The sequence below is a fragment of the Leptotrichia hongkongensis genome (assembly GCF_041538065.1).
Taxonomy (GTDB): domain Bacteria; phylum Fusobacteriota; class Fusobacteriia; order Fusobacteriales; family Leptotrichiaceae; genus Leptotrichia; species Leptotrichia hongkongensis.
Window position 1 is genome coordinate 18,099 of record NZ_JBGORW010000007.1, and the last position, 16,933, is coordinate 35,031.

The following is a 16,933-nucleotide window of genomic DNA, read 5'->3' on the forward strand; positions in this document are numbered from 1 at the left end:
TATTAAATAATTTTAGATTTTTAAATATTTATTTTGAAAATTAAAAATTATCTAATAAAAGGAATGGAGATGAATCAATGGTTAGTGATAGGAGAATTTTTAAAAAGACAGGAGCGTTATTGTTAGGATTAACATATTCAATAATATCATTTGGAAGTGAGAATATTAAAGAAGCAGTTTCATCATCAGAAAATATTGAAAATGTAAATATGCCAAAATCTGAGCCAAAATTAGTCGCATCATCAAAAACAAATAATTCTCAGCTGGAAAAGTTAATTAAAAATCAGTATAACAATAAAAGTATTGACTTAAATGTAAATACAAGTTTGAGAAATATGCGTGATAGCGGAAGTTATGAGCGTCCAAATGTAAATACTTACACAGCAAATAGAAAAACTCAGCAAGGAACTCCAGATATGAAATTATCAAAAGAGCAATTGCTGGCTGTAGCGGAAAGAATTTTTCAAAATGAAACAGGTGGAGTTAGAAATAATCTAGTAGACTGGAATGACGGAGAGAATTTCCCTTCACTTGGTATAGGACATTTTACTTGGTTTAAAGCAAGTGGTGGAAGAAGTGGATTTGGAGATAGTTTACCTGATATGATTGCTTACTATAAACAACAAGGGATTCAATTGCCAAAATTACTTTCTGAATTTAGATATTCACCTTGGAACAGTAAGTCAGAATTAATGGCTAAAAAAGCTAATGGTGATAAGGATATTCAGGAATTGATAGCATTTTTTGATAACACAAGAGATATTCAGGTAATGTTTATTTACGAAAGATTAAAAGGTTCACTTGATAAAATGCTTGAAGCATCTTCAAACAAAGAAAATTTAAGAAATCAGTTTGAAAGAATGGTAAATACTCCTAATGGACTTTATGCCTTGATTGACTACGTAAACTTTAAGGGTGAAGGATTAAAAGGTGTTTCTTCATACAATAATATAGCTTGGGGATTAAGACAAGTACTTGAAAACATGAAAGGAACAGCAGTAGGACAAAGTGCATTAGTAGAATTTAGTAATTCTGCCAAAGATGTATTAGCAAGACGTGTAAGAAATGCTCCAAGAAATGAGAGAAGATGGCTACAAGGATGGTATAATAGAGTAGACACATACAAAACTTTTGAAATTGGAAGAGCATATTAATTGAATAATGATTATGGCAGGGAATTATTAAATTCCCTGTTTCCTTTAAAAATAATAAAAATATAGAAATAGGAGAAATAAATCAAATGAAAATTTCAGATTTTGATTTTGAACTGCCTGAGGAACTGATAGCACAGCATGCTATAAATCCTAGAGACCATTCAAAATTATTAGTGTTAAATAAAAAAGAAAAAACATTGGAACATAAAAAATTTTATAATATTATAGATTATTTGAAAAAAGATGATGTTCTTGTAATTAACCGTACGAAAGTTATTCCAGCAAGATTGTTTGGACATAAGGAAAATGGAGTTGTCTTAGAATGCTTTCTTTTAAAAAGATATGATATGTATACATGGGAAGTTTTGCTAAAGCCTGCTAAAAAGTTAAAAATTGGACAAAAGCTCATATTTTTGGAAGGAGTTTTGGAGGCGGAACTTTTAGAAATTAAAGAAGATGGGAATAGAGTTATAAAATTTGATTTTGAAGGCAGATTCGAGGAAATTTTGGATAAATTGGGAGAAATGCCACTTCCGCCATATATTATGGAAAAATTGGAGGACAAAAATAGATATCAAACTGTCTATGCTAAGGAAGGTGAATCAGTAGCCGCTCCAACTGCGGGACTTCATTTTACAAATGAACTTTTGGAAAAAATTCGTGAAAAGGGAGTTATTATTGCAGAAGTATTTCTAGATGTGGGACTTGGGACATTTCGTCCAGTACAGGTGGAAAATGTGCTAGATCATAAAATGCACAGTGAAAAATATCGAATACCCGAAGAAACTGCCAAAATTATCAATGAGGCTAAAAAAAATGGGAATCGTATAATTGCAGTAGGAACAACATCAGTAAGAACATTGGAATCTTCTGTTGATGAGAATGGAAAATTAATAGCTTCCGAGGGAGATACAAATATCTTTATTTATGGAGATTATAAATTTAAAATTGTAGATGCAATAATTACAAATTTTCATTTGCCAAAATCTACATTAATTATGTTAATTTCAGCATTTGGTGGAAAAGAATTTGTTTTTGATGCATATAAGAAGGCAGTTGAAGAAAAGTATAGATTTTATAGTTTTGGAGATTCAATGTTTATTTACTAAAAGTCATTTGTTTTGATTTTTTATATTTTTGGTAAAAAAAAGGATTTAAAGTGTAAAAGCTCTAAATCCTTCTTGTTTTATTTAAGATAAAATGCTGATTTTATATTATCATACTTCATTGTTCCGCCTAAAAGATTTTCAATTGTTGAATTTTCAATTTTTATGTTGTATGGAATACTATTTATTTTGAAGCCTTTCATTATCGAATCATCAGCGTCAAAATAAACTGGGAAAGTAAATTTATTTTCCTCTACATATTTTTTAGTTGATGATAAGTTAGTTTTTCTTCTCGTGAATACAACTACTACATTTATGTTATCTTTGTTTTCATCATAAAATTTTTGGACATCTGGCAATTCCATACGGCAATAAGGACACCATTCTGCTGCGAAAACTAATAATGTAGGTTTTTTATTATTGAATATTTTATTACTTTTTGTATACTTTCCATTAAAATCTCTTAATTCAAAACTAGGAATTTTGGCTCCAACTTCCATATTCACATCAAGACCCTTATCTTTTCCGTATCCTATTAAAAATACCATAAACATTGAAATAATAACTAATAATTTTTTCATTTTTTTCCCTTCTTTCTGTCAATAAATTTTGTTATATTATATAATATTTTTTTGAATATGTAAAAAAAATTTTATTTGATTTTTTTGTAAAAAATATATTATTTTTATTTGACATTATTTATAAAAATTATTATAATTATACTACAGAGATAAAATAAATTTTAAATAAAATTCAAAGAAGTTTAAAAATTATTTTTGCAGTAAAATAGAGGAGGATTGAAAATATTATATGAAAAAAATTGGGATAATACTAATAATAATGCTGGTTATAGTATTTTTGTCAACAAGAACGGGGAAAATAGAGAAAAAATCATTAAGCGGAGTCTCTAAGGAGCAGGCTGTATTAGAGAAGAATAAAGATAAATATAACAAGCATATACGTTTTTACAATAGAATTCTTAATATTGATAAGGGACTACTGTATTATTTTGAAGATGCTGGAATGGATAAGAAGTTTAAAAATATTCAAAATGAAGAAATTACAGCTGATATTGCAATTGATAAAAACTTTATTGATAAATTAAAAGAATTATCTGAAAGTAAAGAAAAAAAAGATGAATTGGATAAAAAAGCGATAGCTATGCTTCCAGTACTTGAAAAAATGTTGCCGATTACCGATGAAATGAGAACATATTATAAAAATAAGCAATATTTGCAGGATAATTATGCGAAAGCGCAAGATTTACATACGCAATTACTTGCAACTTTAGATAAATATAATCAAGTTACAAAAAGTTATAAAGAAGTATTTGAAAAAAAATCAGATGAAATTAAAAAGCTGATGATAAAAGATTATGATAAGAGAAAGCAGTATATTACATATAATCAATTTATGTTCATCGAGGAAGGCGACCAGATTATAAAGGAAATACATAAGCAAGGGCTTGATGCGAGTGACTTTACTGCAAAAGGGAATGCAAAAAAATTCAAAAAATTAGAAGAAAAAATGGATAAAGCCTTCATAAAATTTGAAAAATCTATAAAAAATACAAAACAGCTTGAAAAAGAAGGATATAATCCTGGAGATCATAGTGAATTTATTCAGAAAGCAAATAAATTTAAGCAATCTGTAAATGTATTTATCCAAAGAATAGAGAAAAAGGAAAAAGCCTCACATTCATCTGTAAGTGATAGTTTCTTTGCACAGACTGAGGAAGGAACACCAGAAAATGTACTTGCAAACTTCAATGAAGTAATAAAGGAACACAACAAATTATTAGCGAAAAAAATTAAAAAATAATAATTAAAATTAATTTATGAAAGAAAGATTTGATTTTATCAGATTTTTCTTTTTTTTTACAAAAATATGGTATAATTCTAGTGAAAAAAGTATTAAGGAGTGATAGTAATGAAAAAAGCAGTTATATTTTTAGTAATGGCAGTTGGAATAAATGCAATGGCACATTTAGGAGGACCTTGTTCTGTAAGTGAGAAAAAATGTGTTATAAGAGGATTCAAGGTAGATGGAAATATTCTGAATGAATCAGAAGCTTCTAGTATTATGGAGATTGTTGATATATTGAATAAATATGGCAAATCTGGAACAATTGATGTTATAGGACATACAGATTCTACAGGTTCACAAAAACATAATTTAAAATTATCAGAAACAAGGGCAAAAAACTTTGCAAGATTAATGAGGGAATTTGGGCTGGATAAAAGATTTTCCTTTGGAAAAATAAAAGGTGAAGGAGCAAATTCGCCTGTAGATACAGATGACAGAGTTGAAGGCAGATACAATAACCGAAGGGTTGAAATTCTTTTGAATAATGTAGAATTTGAAACTCAAGAAAACAAGTAAAATTATGATTTTAAAGGAAAAAAGATTATGAAAAAATTAATTATACTTTTGATGATAGTAATAGGTATGAGTGTACAGGCAGAGGAAATTAGAAAAAAAGAAGAAAAAATTAATACGGGAAATACTGATTATATTCCAGAACCCCCAAAGTCAACTCAGATAATTTGCGGTTTTCCACCTTGTGATTTGACATATGGAAAATGTGTAGTTCGTGGATTTAAGGTGGATGGAGAAAAAATGAATGAATCTGAAAGTTATGATTTGAAATACATTGCAAATATGCTTAATACCCATATAGAAAAAGGTTATCTTGAAATTATAGGGTATACAGATTCAACTGGTTCAAAAAAACATAATCGAAAATTATCTTTGGAAAGGGCAGTAAATGCAGCTAAATTATTGCGGGAATATGGATTAGATAAAAGATTTTCCATTGTGAAAATTATAGGAAAAGGTGGGGAAGAACCTAAGGATACAAATGAAACTGTAGAAGGAAGATATAATAATAGAAGAATTGAAATCATTTTAAATGATTTGGAATATAAAGAATCAAGATTTATAAATAAATAAATATCAAATATATTTAAAGAAATATTATAGTAAAACTAGTTAAAAATAGAACTCAAAAATTATGACTATTTTACTCAAACCTTAAATTATATAATTTTTATCAGTTCAATTTTAAATAGGTTCGAGTATATTATAAATTTTTATGATTACTGTTCTTTTTGAGTTATAAAATATTTTATGATTTAATACCAAAAGTTAAAGTTGATATTTTCAAAAAAAAACTATTTTATTTTAATAAAATAGTTCTAAAATTATAATATGAGTGATTTTTATAAAGTGGTGCCGCTTGTCGGACTCGAACCAACCACCTACTGATTACAAGTCAGTTGCTCTACCAGATGAGCTAAAGCGGCAAAATTTACAAAAATATTATATCGAATTTTTATTGTAATGTCAAGGAAAATTTAATTTGATTTTTTGTTGTTTTTTCAAAAGACTTTGTGATATACTTTTATTATTAATACTTGTTAATTTTATTGAAATTTAAAAGATTCGAGAACAAAGTGAGCGAAAAAAATTTAAAAATCTTAGGATGGCTTGGAACATTACTTTCTGTAATAATGTATGTGTCTTATGTTCCACAAATAATGGGGAATTTACATGGGAATAAAACATTTTTCCTACAGCCTTCAGCAGCTACAATTAACTGTACGATATGGACAAGTTATGGTCTTTTAAAAGAGAAAAAAGATTATCCGCTGTCAGCAGCAAACTTGCCAGGAGTAATCTTTGGACTACTTGCAACAATCACGGCATTTTAGACAATTTAATTTTAAAAATTTATTGTGAAGTTCATTTGAATGATAATCAATCATTTTTATGAGCTTTTTTTTCATAATTTCTTTATAAAAGTAGAAAAAAAATCAGCTTTGTGATAAAATATACAATATAATTTAATTGATCTGTAAAATAAAAAAATATAGCAATTCTAGTTTAAAATGAGAGTGGAGGATTGGGCTATAGTTATTAGCCAATTCATTGTTTTTATATATTTTTGCTCTAGTTTTTAAGTGAGTTGATTATATGAAATTAAAATAGGAGGAAAAATAATGCCAAATGAACTGAATAAAGTTTATTCACCAAATGAGATAGAAGATAAATGGTATAAAATATGGGAAGAAAAAGGATATTTTAATGCACAGCATAATGCAGAAAAGCCAGGATATTCAATTGCTATTCCACCACCAAATGTTACAGGGATTTTGCATATGGGTCATATGCTTAACAACTCGATACAGGATGCAATTATTAGATATAAGAGAATGAGCGGATTTGATACACTTTGGATTCCAGGGATGGATCATGCTGGGATTGCTACGCAAAATAAAGTTGAGAGAATGCTGGCTGATGAAGGAACTTCTAAAGAAGAAATTGGGTATGATGAGTTTTTGAGAAGAACTTGGGAATGGAAGGAAAAACATGGCGGGCTGATTACAAAGCAGCTTAGAAAACTGGGAGTTTCGCTGGACTGGACAAGAGAGAGATTTACTATGGATGAAGGGCTTTCAGAAGCTGTAAAGGAAGTGTTTATCAAACTTTACAATGATGGGCTTATTTATCGTGGAGAATACATTGTAAACTGGTGTCCGCACGACAAGACAGCACTTGCTGATGATGAGGTAAATCACGAGGATAAAAATGGAAAAATCTGGGAAATCAGATACCCGATTAAAGATAGCGATGAAGAATTTGTAATTGCTACAACTCGTCCTGAAACAATGCTTGGAGATACAGGAGTTGCAGTAAATCCAAATGATGAAAGATACAAGCATCTGATTGGAAAAACTGTAATTTTACCTCTTATGAACAGAGAAATTCCAATTGTGGCAGATGAATATGTAGATATGGAATTTGGGACTGGGGTAGTTAAGATGACTCCGTCACACGATCCTAACGACTTTGAAGTGGCAAAAAGAACTGGACTTGCATTTTTAAATATTTTTACAGAAGATGCGCATGTAAATGAAAATGGTGGGAAATATCAAGGGTTAGAAAGATTTGCAGCTAGAAAGGCTATACTTGCTGATTTGGAAGAGCAGGGACTGCTAGTTGGAGTAAAAGATCATAAGAATGCTGTAGGGCATTGCTACAGATGTAATTCAATTATCGAGCCAAGAGTTTCTACTCAATGGTTTGTAAAAATGGAGCCACTTGCAAAAAGAGCATTGGAAGTTGTAAAAAATGGAAAAATTCAAATTACGCCAAAAAGATGGGAAAAAGTTTATTACAACTGGCTGGAAAACATAAGGGACTGGACAATTTCACGTCAAATCTGGTGGGGACACAGAATACCTGCCTATTATGCAGAAGACGGAACAGTTTTTGTGGCAAAAAGTCTGGAAGAGGCAAAAGTGCAGGCACGTGAAAAATTTGGAAAAGATGTGAATTTGACAGAAGAAACAGATGTGCTTGATACTTGGTTTTCATCAGCATTATGGCCATTTTCAACATTAGGCTGGCCAAATGAAACTGAAGACTTGAAAAAATTCTTTCCAACAAATGCACTTGTTACAGGTGCAGACATATTGTTCTTCTGGGTAGCAAGAATGGTAATGATGAGCCTTTATATAAAAGATGAAATTCCATTTAATTATGTTTATCTGCATGGAATTATACGGGATGAAAAAGGTAGAAAAATGAGTAAATCTCTAGGAAACTCTCCTGACCCGCTTGACTTGATAGCAAAATATGGTGCAGATGCAATAAGATTCAGCTTTTTATACAATACTTCACAAGGACAGGACATTCATTTTTCAGAAAAACTGCTTGAAATGGGTTCAGCTTTTGCTAATAAAGTGTGGAATGCATCAAGATTTGTGTTGTCAAATCTGGAAGATTTTGATGTTTCAACAACTGTGGATAATTCAGAATTTAAACTTGAAGATAAATGGATTTTATCCAAATTGCAGACTGCTTCAAAATTGATTAATGAAAATATGGAAAAATATGAACTGGACGCCGCTGCAAAATTGGCATACGAATTTTTCCGTGGAGATTTCTGTGACTGGTATGTAGAAATTGCCAAAACACGTGTTTATGGACAGGAAGGCAGTGATAAAGTTGTGGCTCAGTGGGTATTAAGACACGTTCTTGATAAAGGGCTTAAAATGCTGCATCCATTTATGCCGTTTATTACTGAAGAAATTTGGCAAAAATTGCAGACTGGCGAAGAAACAATTATGTTATCAGATTTTCCAAAAGAAGAAAAAGAGTTTATAAATATTGATGCTGAAAAGGAATTTGACTATCTGAAGGAAATTATTTCAGCAATTAGAAATATCCGTGGAGAAGCAAATGTTTCGCCATCTAAGAAAATTGAAGTTATTTTCAAGACAGCTGATGAAAATGCAATAAATATTTTACAAAATAATGCCAAAATACTGGATAAACTGGCAAATGTTGAAAAATATGAATTTAATGTGGAAATTCCAAAACTTGTAGGATTTAGATTGGTTGACACAACTGAGATTTTTGTTCCGTTAGCAGAGTTAATTGATTTAGACAAGGAAATTGAAAAATTGGAGAAAAGCATTGAAAAAACTCAAGTTGAACTGGATAAAGTATTGAAAAAATTATCTAATGAAAATTTTGTTGCAAAAGCAAAACCTGAAGCTGTGGAAAAAGAAAGAAGAATAAAAGAAGAGCTTGAAAACAAAATTGCTAAGTTTAAGGAATCAATGAATTTGTATAAATAGTATTGGGATTTAAGCTATCAGACAAGTTTAATGAATAAAAAACTTGAAAAATTAAGATTATAATTGTAAAATACATTAAACAAAATAAATTTAAAATGGAGGAAATATGAGAAAGCTTTTGATATTGGTCTTATTGACTTTGGCTTTAAGTTCGTGCTTATCAGCTAATGTAGGTGTTGGACCAGGTGGATTGCATGGTGGAGTTGGAGTTTATTTCTAGATTTCAAGCTACCTAAATGAAAAAAATTTTTTAAGAGGTGAGATGAAATGAAAAAACTAATGATTTTGATTATGATTTTGTTCACGCTTGTGGCTTGCAGCAGTACTGGAAAAGGGACAAATTCGATTCATGTTGGAGTGGGTGTTTCAGGACTTTAAGATTTTGTAGCTAAAGTATTTATCAGATAAAAAAGGAGAGAGAAAAATGGGAGCATTATTTTGGGCAATTTTGTCAGGAATAACAGCAATTCTGGAAATAATTATTCCAGGACTTGTAACAATTTGGTTTGCACTTTCAGCTTTAATTGTAATGTTTCTTGCAAATTTTATAGAAGATTCGCTAATACAGTTTTTAATATTCGCTGTGCTTTCAGTAATTTTCCTAATTTTCACACGTCCAGTCTTGAGAAAATATATTGAATCGCAAAGAAAGACAAATTTTGATGCGAGCATGAAAGGGACTGATGTAAAAATTGAAAAAGTAGTCGATACTAAACAAGCTGAAAAGGAATATGAAGTAAAATTTAAAGGATCCATTTGGACAGGAGTAAGTGAGGAAATATTGTCAAATGGAGAAATTGTTAAAATTAAAGGTTTTAAAGGCAACAAGATAATTCTTGAAAGAAAGTAATAATTTTTTAAATAAAAATAGGAGGTAATATTATTATGTACTGGACTTTACCATTAATAGTTATTCTTATTGTAATAGCATTAATTTACATTTTTAAATCAATAAAGATTGTACCGGAATCACGTGTACTTATAATTGAAAAATTGGGAAAATACGACAGATCTTTAAATTCAGGACTTAGTTTTCTGAATCCATTTTTTGACAGAGTTGCAAGAAGTGTGTCTTTAAAAGAACAAGTTGTGGATTTCCCACCTCAGCCTGTTATTACAAAGGATAACGCTACAATGCAAATTGATACAGTTGTTTATTTTCAGATAACTGACCCAAAGTTGTACACTTATGGAGTAGAGCGTCCACTTTCGGCAATTGAAAATTTGACAGCAACAACTTTGAGAAATATTATTGGAGATATGACAGTTGACCAGACATTGACTTCAAGAGACATTATCAACACAAAAATGCGTCAAGAACTGGATGATGCCACAGATCCTTGGGGAATAAAAGTAAACCGTGTGGAATTGAAAAGCATTTTGCCACCATCTGACATTCGTGTAGCAATGGAAAAGGAAATGAAAGCAGAGCGTGAAAAAAGGGCAAACATTCTGGAAGCACAAGCAAAAAGAGAAGCGGCAATCTTGGTTGCAGAAGGAGAAAAACAGGCTGCAATTTTAAGAGCAGAAGCTAAAAAGGAACAGCAGATAAAAGAAGCAGAAGGGCGTGCAGAAGCAATTTTATCAATTCAAAAAGCACAAGCAGAAGCGTTGAAACTGTTAAACGAAGCAGCACCAACAAAAGAGGTATTGTCACTAAAAGGAATGGAAACATTTGAAAAAGTGGCAGATGGAAAAGCCACAAAAATTATTATTCCAAGCGAGCTGCAAAATCTGGCTGGAATGGTTACCGCATTTTCGGAACTTGCTAAAAAAGATAAAGATGTGGAACAAAAATAGATTATATGGGACTGGACAAAATGTTCAGTCTTTTTTTTTGAAAATTTTTAATAGAAATGCAATAAAACTAAGATGTAAAAATAGCTAATACTAACCCCATTTAAATAACGGATTTATTATAAACTTTTCTAATAAAAGATATAAATCTAATATTTTCAAATAATTTAAGATATAATTTTTATTTTTTAAACGGGGGTTAGTATAATTTGTTATTTTTATTTCAATTTTTAAGTAGATTGACTATAATTTGAAAAAGATTAAAAAAAAATTTTTTTTATAATAAAAAATTAAAAAGTTTTTCTATTGACAAATTAAAAAAATGGGGTAACATAGGAATATAAGAAATATTAATTGAAGGATAAAAGAAGGTGTAATTATGAGTAAAGAAAAATTATTGGAAAAATTAAAAGGGAAATTGATTGTTTCGTGCCAGGCATTGCCTGGAGAACCTCTTTATATAGAAAATGGGACTATAATGCATCTTATGGCTATTGCGGCAGAACAGGCTGGAGCAGCAGGAATAAGAACAAATGGAATAAGAGATATTGAAGAAATCAAAAAAAACTTAGATTTACCTGTTATAGGATTAATCAAAAAGCAATATGAAGGATTTCCTCAGCATATAACTGTAACGATGAAGGAAATAGATGATTTAGTGAAAGCTAAAGCCGATATAATTGCACTAGACTGTACAATGAGAGAACGCCCTGAAGCAAAAACAATAAATGAATTTATAAAAAAAATTAGGGAAAAATATCCTGATGTGCTATTAATGGCAGATATTTCAACATTCGAAGAAGGTGTGAATGCTGAGAAAGCTGGTGTAGATTTTGTAGGAACAACACTTAGTGGCTATACTCCCTATAGTAAAAAATCAGAAGGGCCTGACTTTGAATTAGTAGAAAATCTTGCTAAAACAATTCATATTCCAGTAATAGCAGAAGGAAAAATACACGAGCCGAAGCAGGCAAAAAAAATGCTGGAATTGGGTGCATTTGCAGTAGTTGTCGGAGGTGCTATAACAAGACCCCTTGAAATAGCTCAAAGATTTGTCAGGGAAATGAAGAAATAAAAAATTAGTAATTAAAAATAAATATTATAGAAAGGAAATTATTGAAACTATTTTATAACACAGGAAAGGAGAATAATTTAATATTTTAAATGGTTTCGATAGGGTATATGCTATGAAAAATAATGGAATTTTTGCAGTATTACAGAAAATAGGAAGGGCTTTTATGCTTCCTATTGCAGTTTTGCCAATGGCAGGAATACTTTTAGGAGTGGGAGGTTCTTTTACAAATCCCGTCCTTATAAAAACGTATAATTTAACTTTTCTTGAACCGGGAACTCCGTTGAATTACCTTATGCAGCTGTTTTCTAACACAGGATTATTTGTTTTTGCAAATTTACCTTTACTGTTTGCGGTTGGTGTAGCTATAGGGCTTGCAAATAAAAATAAAGAAACTGCCGCTTTATCAGCTGTTTTAGGATTTTTGCTTTTTCATACTATAATAGGAACAATACTCAGTTTTAAAGGAATAACTCCTGATTCAGTAACTTATGATGCTCTTATTGGAAAAGGTTTGAGTGAAGCTGCGGCAAGGGGGACAGCGGCATTATATGCGAAGGAACTTGGAATATTTACATTACAGACAGGTGTATTTGGCGGTATCGTGTGTGGTATTGTGGCTTCGGCAATTACAAACAAGTTTTCAGATAAAAAATTACCTGATTATTTGGCATTTTTCAGCGGAAATAGATTTGTGCCTGTTATGACAATTATTTTATTTATTCCTTTGGCAGCAATATTTCCGTTTGTTTGGCCTACAATCTTTATGGGAATTGTAAAAGCTGGAGAAATGTTTGCAGCTACAGGGGCTATAGGAACATTCTTCTATGGATTTACAATGAGATTGTTAAATGTATTTGGATTACACCATGCGATATACCCTCTGTTCTGGTATACTCAGCTTGGAGGTTATCAGGAAGTGGGAGGACAGATGGTAGCAGGAGGGCAAAATATATTCTTTGCACAGCTTGCAGATCCGTCAGTAAAACATTTTAGTGCAGCAGCGACAAAAACAATGACAGGTGGATTTTTACCTATGATGTTTGGATTACCTGCAGCAGCCCTTGCAATGTACAGAACTGCAGATGACAAGAATAAAGCGGCTATAAAAGGAATATTGCTATCAGCCGCATTGACATCATTCCTTACAGGAATAACTGAACCGATAGAATTTACTTTCTTATTTGTAGCACCTGTATTATACGTAATTCATGCAGTGCTTGAAGGACTTGCCTATATGCTAATGTATGTGCTTAATGTGGCAGTAGGAATTACATTTTCAAGAGGAATTATAGATTTCACTTTCTTTGGACTTTTACAAGGAAATGCAAAGACTTCATATTACTGGATACTAATATTAGGCCCTGTATATGCACTTGTATATTATTTTGTGTTCAAAACATTAATTTTGAAATTTAATATTCTTACACCAGGTAGAGGAGATTCTGAAAATAAACTTTACACAAGAAAAGATTATAACGAAGCTAAAGAAAATACAGAACTTATAGACAATATAGTAGTTTCATTAGGTGGAGCAGAAAATATAGAAAATATAGATGCCTGCATTACAAGACTTAGAGTTACTGTAAAAGATGCTTCTATAGTTGCTGATGATGCGAGATGGAAAGAATTGCAAGCAAAAGGTGTAATTCGTTCTGGAAAAGGAATTCAAGTAGTGTACGGAACTCAGGCTGAAACATATAAAAATCAAATAAGAGAAAAATATAGAATATAATTTTTACAAATTTTATTTGTTTTTTGTTTTAAAGTTCAAATTATACAAAAAATTTGATATAATTTTCTCAAGAAATAAAAATAATTATAGACGTGAGGAAATAAATGATTTATTTTATTGGAGGAAAAAAGCAAAGAGAATTTAAGTATTTTGAACTTTTGGAGAAAATTCGGAAAAAAAATATTGGAATTAGTGAAAGTTTTTTTGACGTGGATTTGAAGGAAAATGAAAAATTTTTGGAAAAAATAAATATTAATTCCATATTTTCAAGTCAGGAACTGGTTGTATTGAAAAGAGCAGAAAAGCTTAAAAATATTGAGGAAATTTTGAAATACGTAGCAAACCTTGAGATAGTAAATAAGGAAATTATTATTGATTATGACAAGGAAGACGGGAAATTTGGAGTAAAATTAAAAAAGCTGCTGGATGAATTTAGTAAAAATAAGCAAATGGAAGTTTTTTTATTTCAAAAGGAAACAGAAGAGGAAATACGGGCTTATGTTGCAAATGAATTGGATATAAACGCAAGGGATGTGGCAATGCTTCTTGAAATGATAGGAAGCAATCCGTTTAAGGTCAGAAATGAAGTTGCAAAAATTAAGATTTTTCTGGATGGAAAAAAGTTTGATATTGAAAAAATTAAAAATATTGTATCTATTGAAAAAGATTATCAAATTTATGAAATGACCCGAAACATATTGTTAAACAATCCAGCGGATGTAATGAGATACTTGGAGCAAAAAAAAGAATATATGGGAATCTTGTATTCTCTTTACAATGAACTTGAAATAATGTACAAAATAAGCTCGTTAAAAATGAAAGGGCGAAAATTCAGTAAAAATTACAACACTTTTAAAATTGAATTTGAAGAAATAAAGGAAATTTTTAAATCCAATAACAGAATCCCAAATTCCTATGTAATTTTCAAAAAAATAGAATTGGAACAAAACTACACAAATACCAGTTTAAAAAAATTAGTTTTTAGATGCTGGGAAATAGAAAAGGATATAAAGACTGGTAAAATAGAAATGGAAACAGGAGTGGAAATGTTAATTATGGAAATTTGCTCATTATTTAGAAAAAAATAATTTTAGAAATCCTAAAATATGAATAAATATAAACATCGAACAAAGATGTTTAAATAATTGATTTATAAATAGATTGCTTAAAAGCTATTTTAACTGCAACTGATAGAATTTCAACAAAAAAATTAAAGAATACGAATAAAATTTGAAAGTAAACATAAAAGAGGTGTATTTCTAATGGGAATATTAAAAAAAATATGGGATATGTTGCCAGAAGGACGTCCAATTTGTGTGCCTAAGCCAGAAGCGTGGGGAGTAAAACAGGAGGAAGATAAGGAAAGAGATAAAGATTTAAAGAAGAAAGATGAGGCGGAAAAAGTAAAGAAATAAAACTTATTGTGAAATTAAGTTTTAATATAAACTGATTATTGTCAGAAAATAATGAAAGAGGGTGCATTTAGACGCTCTCTTTTTTATTTTATAAGGATTTTTATACTAAATCCTATTTAAAAATAGGGATAATTTTTTATAATAAGGTTGTTTGATAATTGATTTATAACCATTTAACTAAATAATTTTTTAGATATTTTGATTGATAAATATTTTTTCATATTACTATATTTTTTCTTTTTTACTTTCATAGGATTGCTTATTGCCACAAAACCTTATATTGCAGTAAAGGTTTGAAAATCTAGAAACATAAAGCAGAAATATACAATTATAAAGAAGTGTGGTATAATAACAGTAGAATACACAGTAAAATAGGATTTACAAGTCCGAATGAATACGAAGAAAGCATAAGAAAACAAAGAAATTGCTTAAAAATAGTCTAAATTTTGGGGGACACTCCAATTAGAATACAAAACAGTACCATTATTAGAATATAAGCCAGATTATATAAATAATATACAAAATATAATTCAAAAACAAGAAATGAAAATACCTATAAAATAAAGAAAGGATAAAAAGCTATGACAATTTATTCAGCAACATTAATGGGAACATATGAAGAATTTTTAAAAATATTTAAAGAAAGAGATCAAAATGAAATAAGTCCATCAGGACGAAGTTTACTTTTCACAGCGTTATGTAATACAAAATCAAAAGAAAGATATAAAATAGCAAATTTTTTAATAAATAAAGGAGCTGATGTTAAAATAATAACAGAAGATGGAATGAGTATGTTTTTTCCTTTGTTTTCTTATGGACGACAAGATATAGTAAAAACTACAATTTTATGTAAAACGTTATTGGAAAAAGGAGCAGATATAACAGTAATGCATAAGAAAGAGAAAACAGTTTCATTCAAAATGTTGTTTAACATCGGTACTCCTGAAATAGAAATGTTACCGTTATACCAACTGATATTTTCTCAACCAGGACTTCCTCTCTTAGTAAAAGATAAATGGGGACTAACAGTAATTGAATTTGCGAGAAGATCTAATAGACCGATAGCAGTACAAATGATGGAAGACTATGTAAAGAAATATAATTTGAAATAAGAAAATTAGAATTTTTAAATAACCGTTGTTGTAAAAGGCAGCGGTTATTTTTTTAATATTACATATAATTTGAATTTTTAAAACAACTTTTTACCCAATAAATTTTATAAAAATAGTAAATTTATAATAATCCCAGTTAAAAAGTAGTAATAAAATTTTAAAACAAACTTGACAGTGATAAGATTAAGTTGTATAATCTTTACAGTGATAAGATAATGAAAGTTAGGGGAAATTTAAGTATGGAAAAATCTAAAAAAAGTTACCATCATGGAAATTTACGGGAAGAATTGATTGAAAAGGGGATAGAGGTGATAAATGAAGAAGGAGAAGAAAAATTATCTTTAAGAAAAGTAGCTAAAATGTGTGGGGTAAGTAATGCGGCACCGTATACATATTTTAAGAAAAAAAGCGATTTACTTTACGCAATGAGTGATTATATATGGGGAATATTGGCAACGGAACTTGATAGAACAAGGAAAAAATACGAAAATAAAGAGAATTTATTGGTAAAATTAGGAAAAACGTACGTTATGTTTTTTTGTGAGAATCACAGATATTATCATTTTATGATTTCAAGAAAAAATATGAAAATAGATTTATTTTCAAAGTTTTCAGAAATAGAAAATAATAGCGAAAAAGCCTTTAGTATATTAAAAATTGAGGCGATAAAAATACTTGAAAAAATGGGAGTGCCAAATCAGGCTATGCAAGATAAAATTATAGCGATGTGGGCGTTGGTACAAGGATTAACAACAATAATGATTACAAATGATATAAAGTATTCTGAAAGCTGGGAAGAAAAAATAGAGGAGATAATAAAATCAGTTTGTATAGCAAGGTAATCTTAAATTTGATTAATATCTAGCAGTTAAATTTTAGATAGATTTTAATATAT

Annotated in this window: 16 protein-coding genes and 1 tRNA gene; 15 read left to right on the top strand and 2 right to left on the bottom strand. The window is 29.8% G+C overall.

Features of this window, described 5'->3' with window-relative positions:
• Positions 1-77 precede the first annotated feature (77 nt).
• Together ACEG17_RS06385 and queA are read left to right on the top strand one after the other, a co-directional pair.
• Complete coding sequence (locus tag ACEG17_RS06385; protein WP_372583020.1) at positions 78-1,154, top strand: hypothetical protein; 1,077 nt, start codon at positions 78-80, stop codon at positions 1,152-1,154.
• 86 nt (positions 1,155-1,240) lie between these two features.
• Complete coding sequence (queA, locus tag ACEG17_RS06390; protein WP_372583021.1) at positions 1,241-2,263, top strand: tRNA preQ1(34) S-adenosylmethionine ribosyltransferase-isomerase QueA; 1,023 nt, start codon at positions 1,241-1,243, stop codon at positions 2,261-2,263.
• 77 nt (positions 2,264-2,340) lie between these two features.
• Here the strand turns inward: queA and ACEG17_RS06395 are convergent, their stop codons facing one another.
• Positions 2,341-2,841: a TlpA family protein disulfide reductase gene (locus ACEG17_RS06395; RefSeq protein ID WP_372583022.1), complete on the bottom strand. Its 501-nt coding sequence runs from the start codon at positions 2,839-2,841 to the stop codon at positions 2,341-2,343.
• Between the two features lie 229 nt (positions 2,842-3,070).
• On the opposite strand from ACEG17_RS06395, the gene ACEG17_RS06400 reads away from it, so the two are divergent.
• The 3 genes from ACEG17_RS06400 (at position 3,071) to ACEG17_RS06410 (ending at position 5,212) form a co-directional block, all read left to right on the top strand.
• Positions 3,071-4,081 carry a YiiG family protein gene (locus ACEG17_RS06400; RefSeq protein ID WP_299573736.1) on the top strand — a complete coding sequence of 337 codons (1,011 nt, stop codon included), beginning with the start codon at positions 3,071-3,073 and terminating at the stop codon, positions 4,079-4,081.
• A 108-nt stretch (positions 4,082-4,189) separates the two neighbouring features.
• Positions 4,190-4,642 carry an OmpA family protein gene (locus tag ACEG17_RS06405; RefSeq protein ID WP_299573734.1) on the top strand — a complete coding sequence of 151 codons (453 nt, stop codon included), beginning with the start codon at positions 4,190-4,192 and terminating at the stop codon, positions 4,640-4,642.
• Between the two features lie 27 nt (positions 4,643-4,669).
• A complete protein-coding gene (locus tag ACEG17_RS06410) occupies positions 4,670-5,212 on the top strand; it encodes an OmpA family protein (RefSeq protein WP_372583023.1) in 543 nt (180 codons plus the stop codon).
• Between the two features lie 277 nt (positions 5,213-5,489).
• Here the strand turns inward: ACEG17_RS06410 and ACEG17_RS06415 are convergent.
• Positions 5,490-5,565 (bottom strand) — tRNA-Thr (locus tag ACEG17_RS06415).
• A gap of 150 nt (positions 5,566-5,715) precedes the next feature.
• Here ACEG17_RS06415 and ACEG17_RS06420 point away from each other — a divergent pair.
• The 10 genes from ACEG17_RS06420 to ACEG17_RS06470 all read left to right on the top strand — a co-directional run bounded on the left by ACEG17_RS06420 (position 5,716) and on the right by ACEG17_RS06470 (position 16,880).
• The gene (locus ACEG17_RS06420) at positions 5,716-5,973 is read left to right on the top strand and encodes a SemiSWEET family transporter (RefSeq protein WP_372583024.1); all 258 of its coding nucleotides are present in this window, start codon (positions 5,716-5,718) and stop codon (positions 5,971-5,973) included.
• A 288-nt stretch (positions 5,974-6,261) separates the two neighbouring features.
• Positions 6,262-8,907: a valine--tRNA ligase gene (locus ACEG17_RS06425; protein WP_372583025.1), complete on the top strand. Its 2,646-nt coding sequence runs from the start codon at positions 6,262-6,264 to the stop codon at positions 8,905-8,907.
• A 424-nt stretch (positions 8,908-9,331) separates the two neighbouring features.
• Positions 9,332-9,757 (top strand): NfeD family protein, encoded by a 426-nt coding sequence (locus ACEG17_RS06430; RefSeq protein WP_147005889.1) that lies wholly within the window; start codon positions 9,332-9,334, stop codon positions 9,755-9,757.
• Positions 9,758-9,792: 35 nt separating this feature from the next.
• Positions 9,793-10,707, top strand: coding sequence for an SPFH domain-containing protein (locus tag ACEG17_RS06435; protein ID WP_372583026.1), 915 nt, complete (start codon positions 9,793-9,795; stop codon positions 10,705-10,707).
• A gap of 376 nt (positions 10,708-11,083) precedes the next feature.
• Complete coding sequence (locus ACEG17_RS06440) at positions 11,084-11,779, top strand: N-acetylmannosamine-6-phosphate 2-epimerase (protein ID WP_372583027.1); 696 nt, start codon at positions 11,084-11,086, stop codon at positions 11,777-11,779.
• A gap of 112 nt (positions 11,780-11,891) precedes the next feature.
• Positions 11,892-13,511 carry a PTS transporter subunit EIIC gene (locus tag ACEG17_RS06445; protein ID WP_372583028.1) on the top strand — a complete coding sequence of 540 codons (1,620 nt, stop codon included), beginning with the start codon at positions 11,892-11,894 and terminating at the stop codon, positions 13,509-13,511.
• Between the two features lie 104 nt (positions 13,512-13,615).
• A complete protein-coding gene (gene holA, locus ACEG17_RS06450; protein ID WP_372583029.1) occupies positions 13,616-14,599 on the top strand; it encodes a DNA polymerase III subunit delta in 984 nt (327 codons plus the stop codon).
• Between the two features lie 174 nt (positions 14,600-14,773).
• Positions 14,774-14,926: a hypothetical protein gene (locus ACEG17_RS06455; RefSeq protein WP_006804911.1), complete on the top strand. Its 153-nt coding sequence runs from the start codon at positions 14,774-14,776 to the stop codon at positions 14,924-14,926.
• Between the two features lie 581 nt (positions 14,927-15,507).
• Positions 15,508-16,038: an ankyrin repeat domain-containing protein gene (locus ACEG17_RS06465; protein WP_372583030.1), complete on the top strand. Its 531-nt coding sequence runs from the start codon at positions 15,508-15,510 to the stop codon at positions 16,036-16,038.
• Between the two features lie 239 nt (positions 16,039-16,277).
• Complete coding sequence (locus ACEG17_RS06470) at positions 16,278-16,880, top strand: TetR/AcrR family transcriptional regulator (protein WP_372583031.1); 603 nt, start codon at positions 16,278-16,280, stop codon at positions 16,878-16,880.
• Positions 16,881-16,933: the final 53 nt, after the last annotated feature.

Excerpts from the sequence above, each read along its gene's own strand:
- ACEG17_RS06400 (WP_299573736.1), top strand. The coding sequence starts at position 3,071 with ATGAAAAAAATTGGGATAATACTAATAATAATGCTGGTTATAGTATTT.
- ACEG17_RS06445 (WP_372583028.1), top strand. The coding sequence starts at position 11,892 with ATGAAAAATAATGGAATTTTTGCAGTATTACAGAAAATAGGAAGGGCT.
- ACEG17_RS06455 (WP_006804911.1), top strand. The coding sequence starts at position 14,774 with ATGGGAATATTAAAAAAAATATGGGATATGTTGCCAGAAGGACGTCCA.
- ACEG17_RS06385 (WP_372583020.1), top strand. The coding sequence starts at position 78 with ATGGTTAGTGATAGGAGAATTTTTAAAAAGACAGGAGCGTTATTGTTA.
- ACEG17_RS06430 (WP_147005889.1), top strand. The coding sequence starts at position 9,332 with ATGGGAGCATTATTTTGGGCAATTTTGTCAGGAATAACAGCAATTCTG.
- ACEG17_RS06395 (WP_372583022.1), bottom strand. The coding sequence starts at position 2,841 with ATGAAAAAATTATTAGTTATTATTTCAATGTTTATGGTATTTTTAATA.
- ACEG17_RS06425 (WP_372583025.1), top strand. The coding sequence starts at position 6,262 with ATGCCAAATGAACTGAATAAAGTTTATTCACCAAATGAGATAGAAGAT.
- ACEG17_RS06410 (WP_372583023.1), top strand. The coding sequence starts at position 4,670 with ATGAAAAAATTAATTATACTTTTGATGATAGTAATAGGTATGAGTGTA.
- ACEG17_RS06440 (WP_372583027.1), top strand. The coding sequence starts at position 11,084 with ATGAGTAAAGAAAAATTATTGGAAAAATTAAAAGGGAAATTGATTGTT.
- queA (WP_372583021.1), top strand. The coding sequence starts at position 1,241 with ATGAAAATTTCAGATTTTGATTTTGAACTGCCTGAGGAACTGATAGCA.
- ACEG17_RS06470 (WP_372583031.1), top strand. The coding sequence starts at position 16,278 with ATGGAAAAATCTAAAAAAAGTTACCATCATGGAAATTTACGGGAAGAA.
- ACEG17_RS06465 (WP_372583030.1), top strand. The coding sequence starts at position 15,508 with ATGACAATTTATTCAGCAACATTAATGGGAACATATGAAGAATTTTTA.
- holA (WP_372583029.1), top strand. The coding sequence starts at position 13,616 with ATGATTTATTTTATTGGAGGAAAAAAGCAAAGAGAATTTAAGTATTTT.
- ACEG17_RS06435 (WP_372583026.1), top strand. The coding sequence starts at position 9,793 with ATGTACTGGACTTTACCATTAATAGTTATTCTTATTGTAATAGCATTA.
- ACEG17_RS06405 (WP_299573734.1), top strand. The coding sequence starts at position 4,190 with ATGAAAAAAGCAGTTATATTTTTAGTAATGGCAGTTGGAATAAATGCA.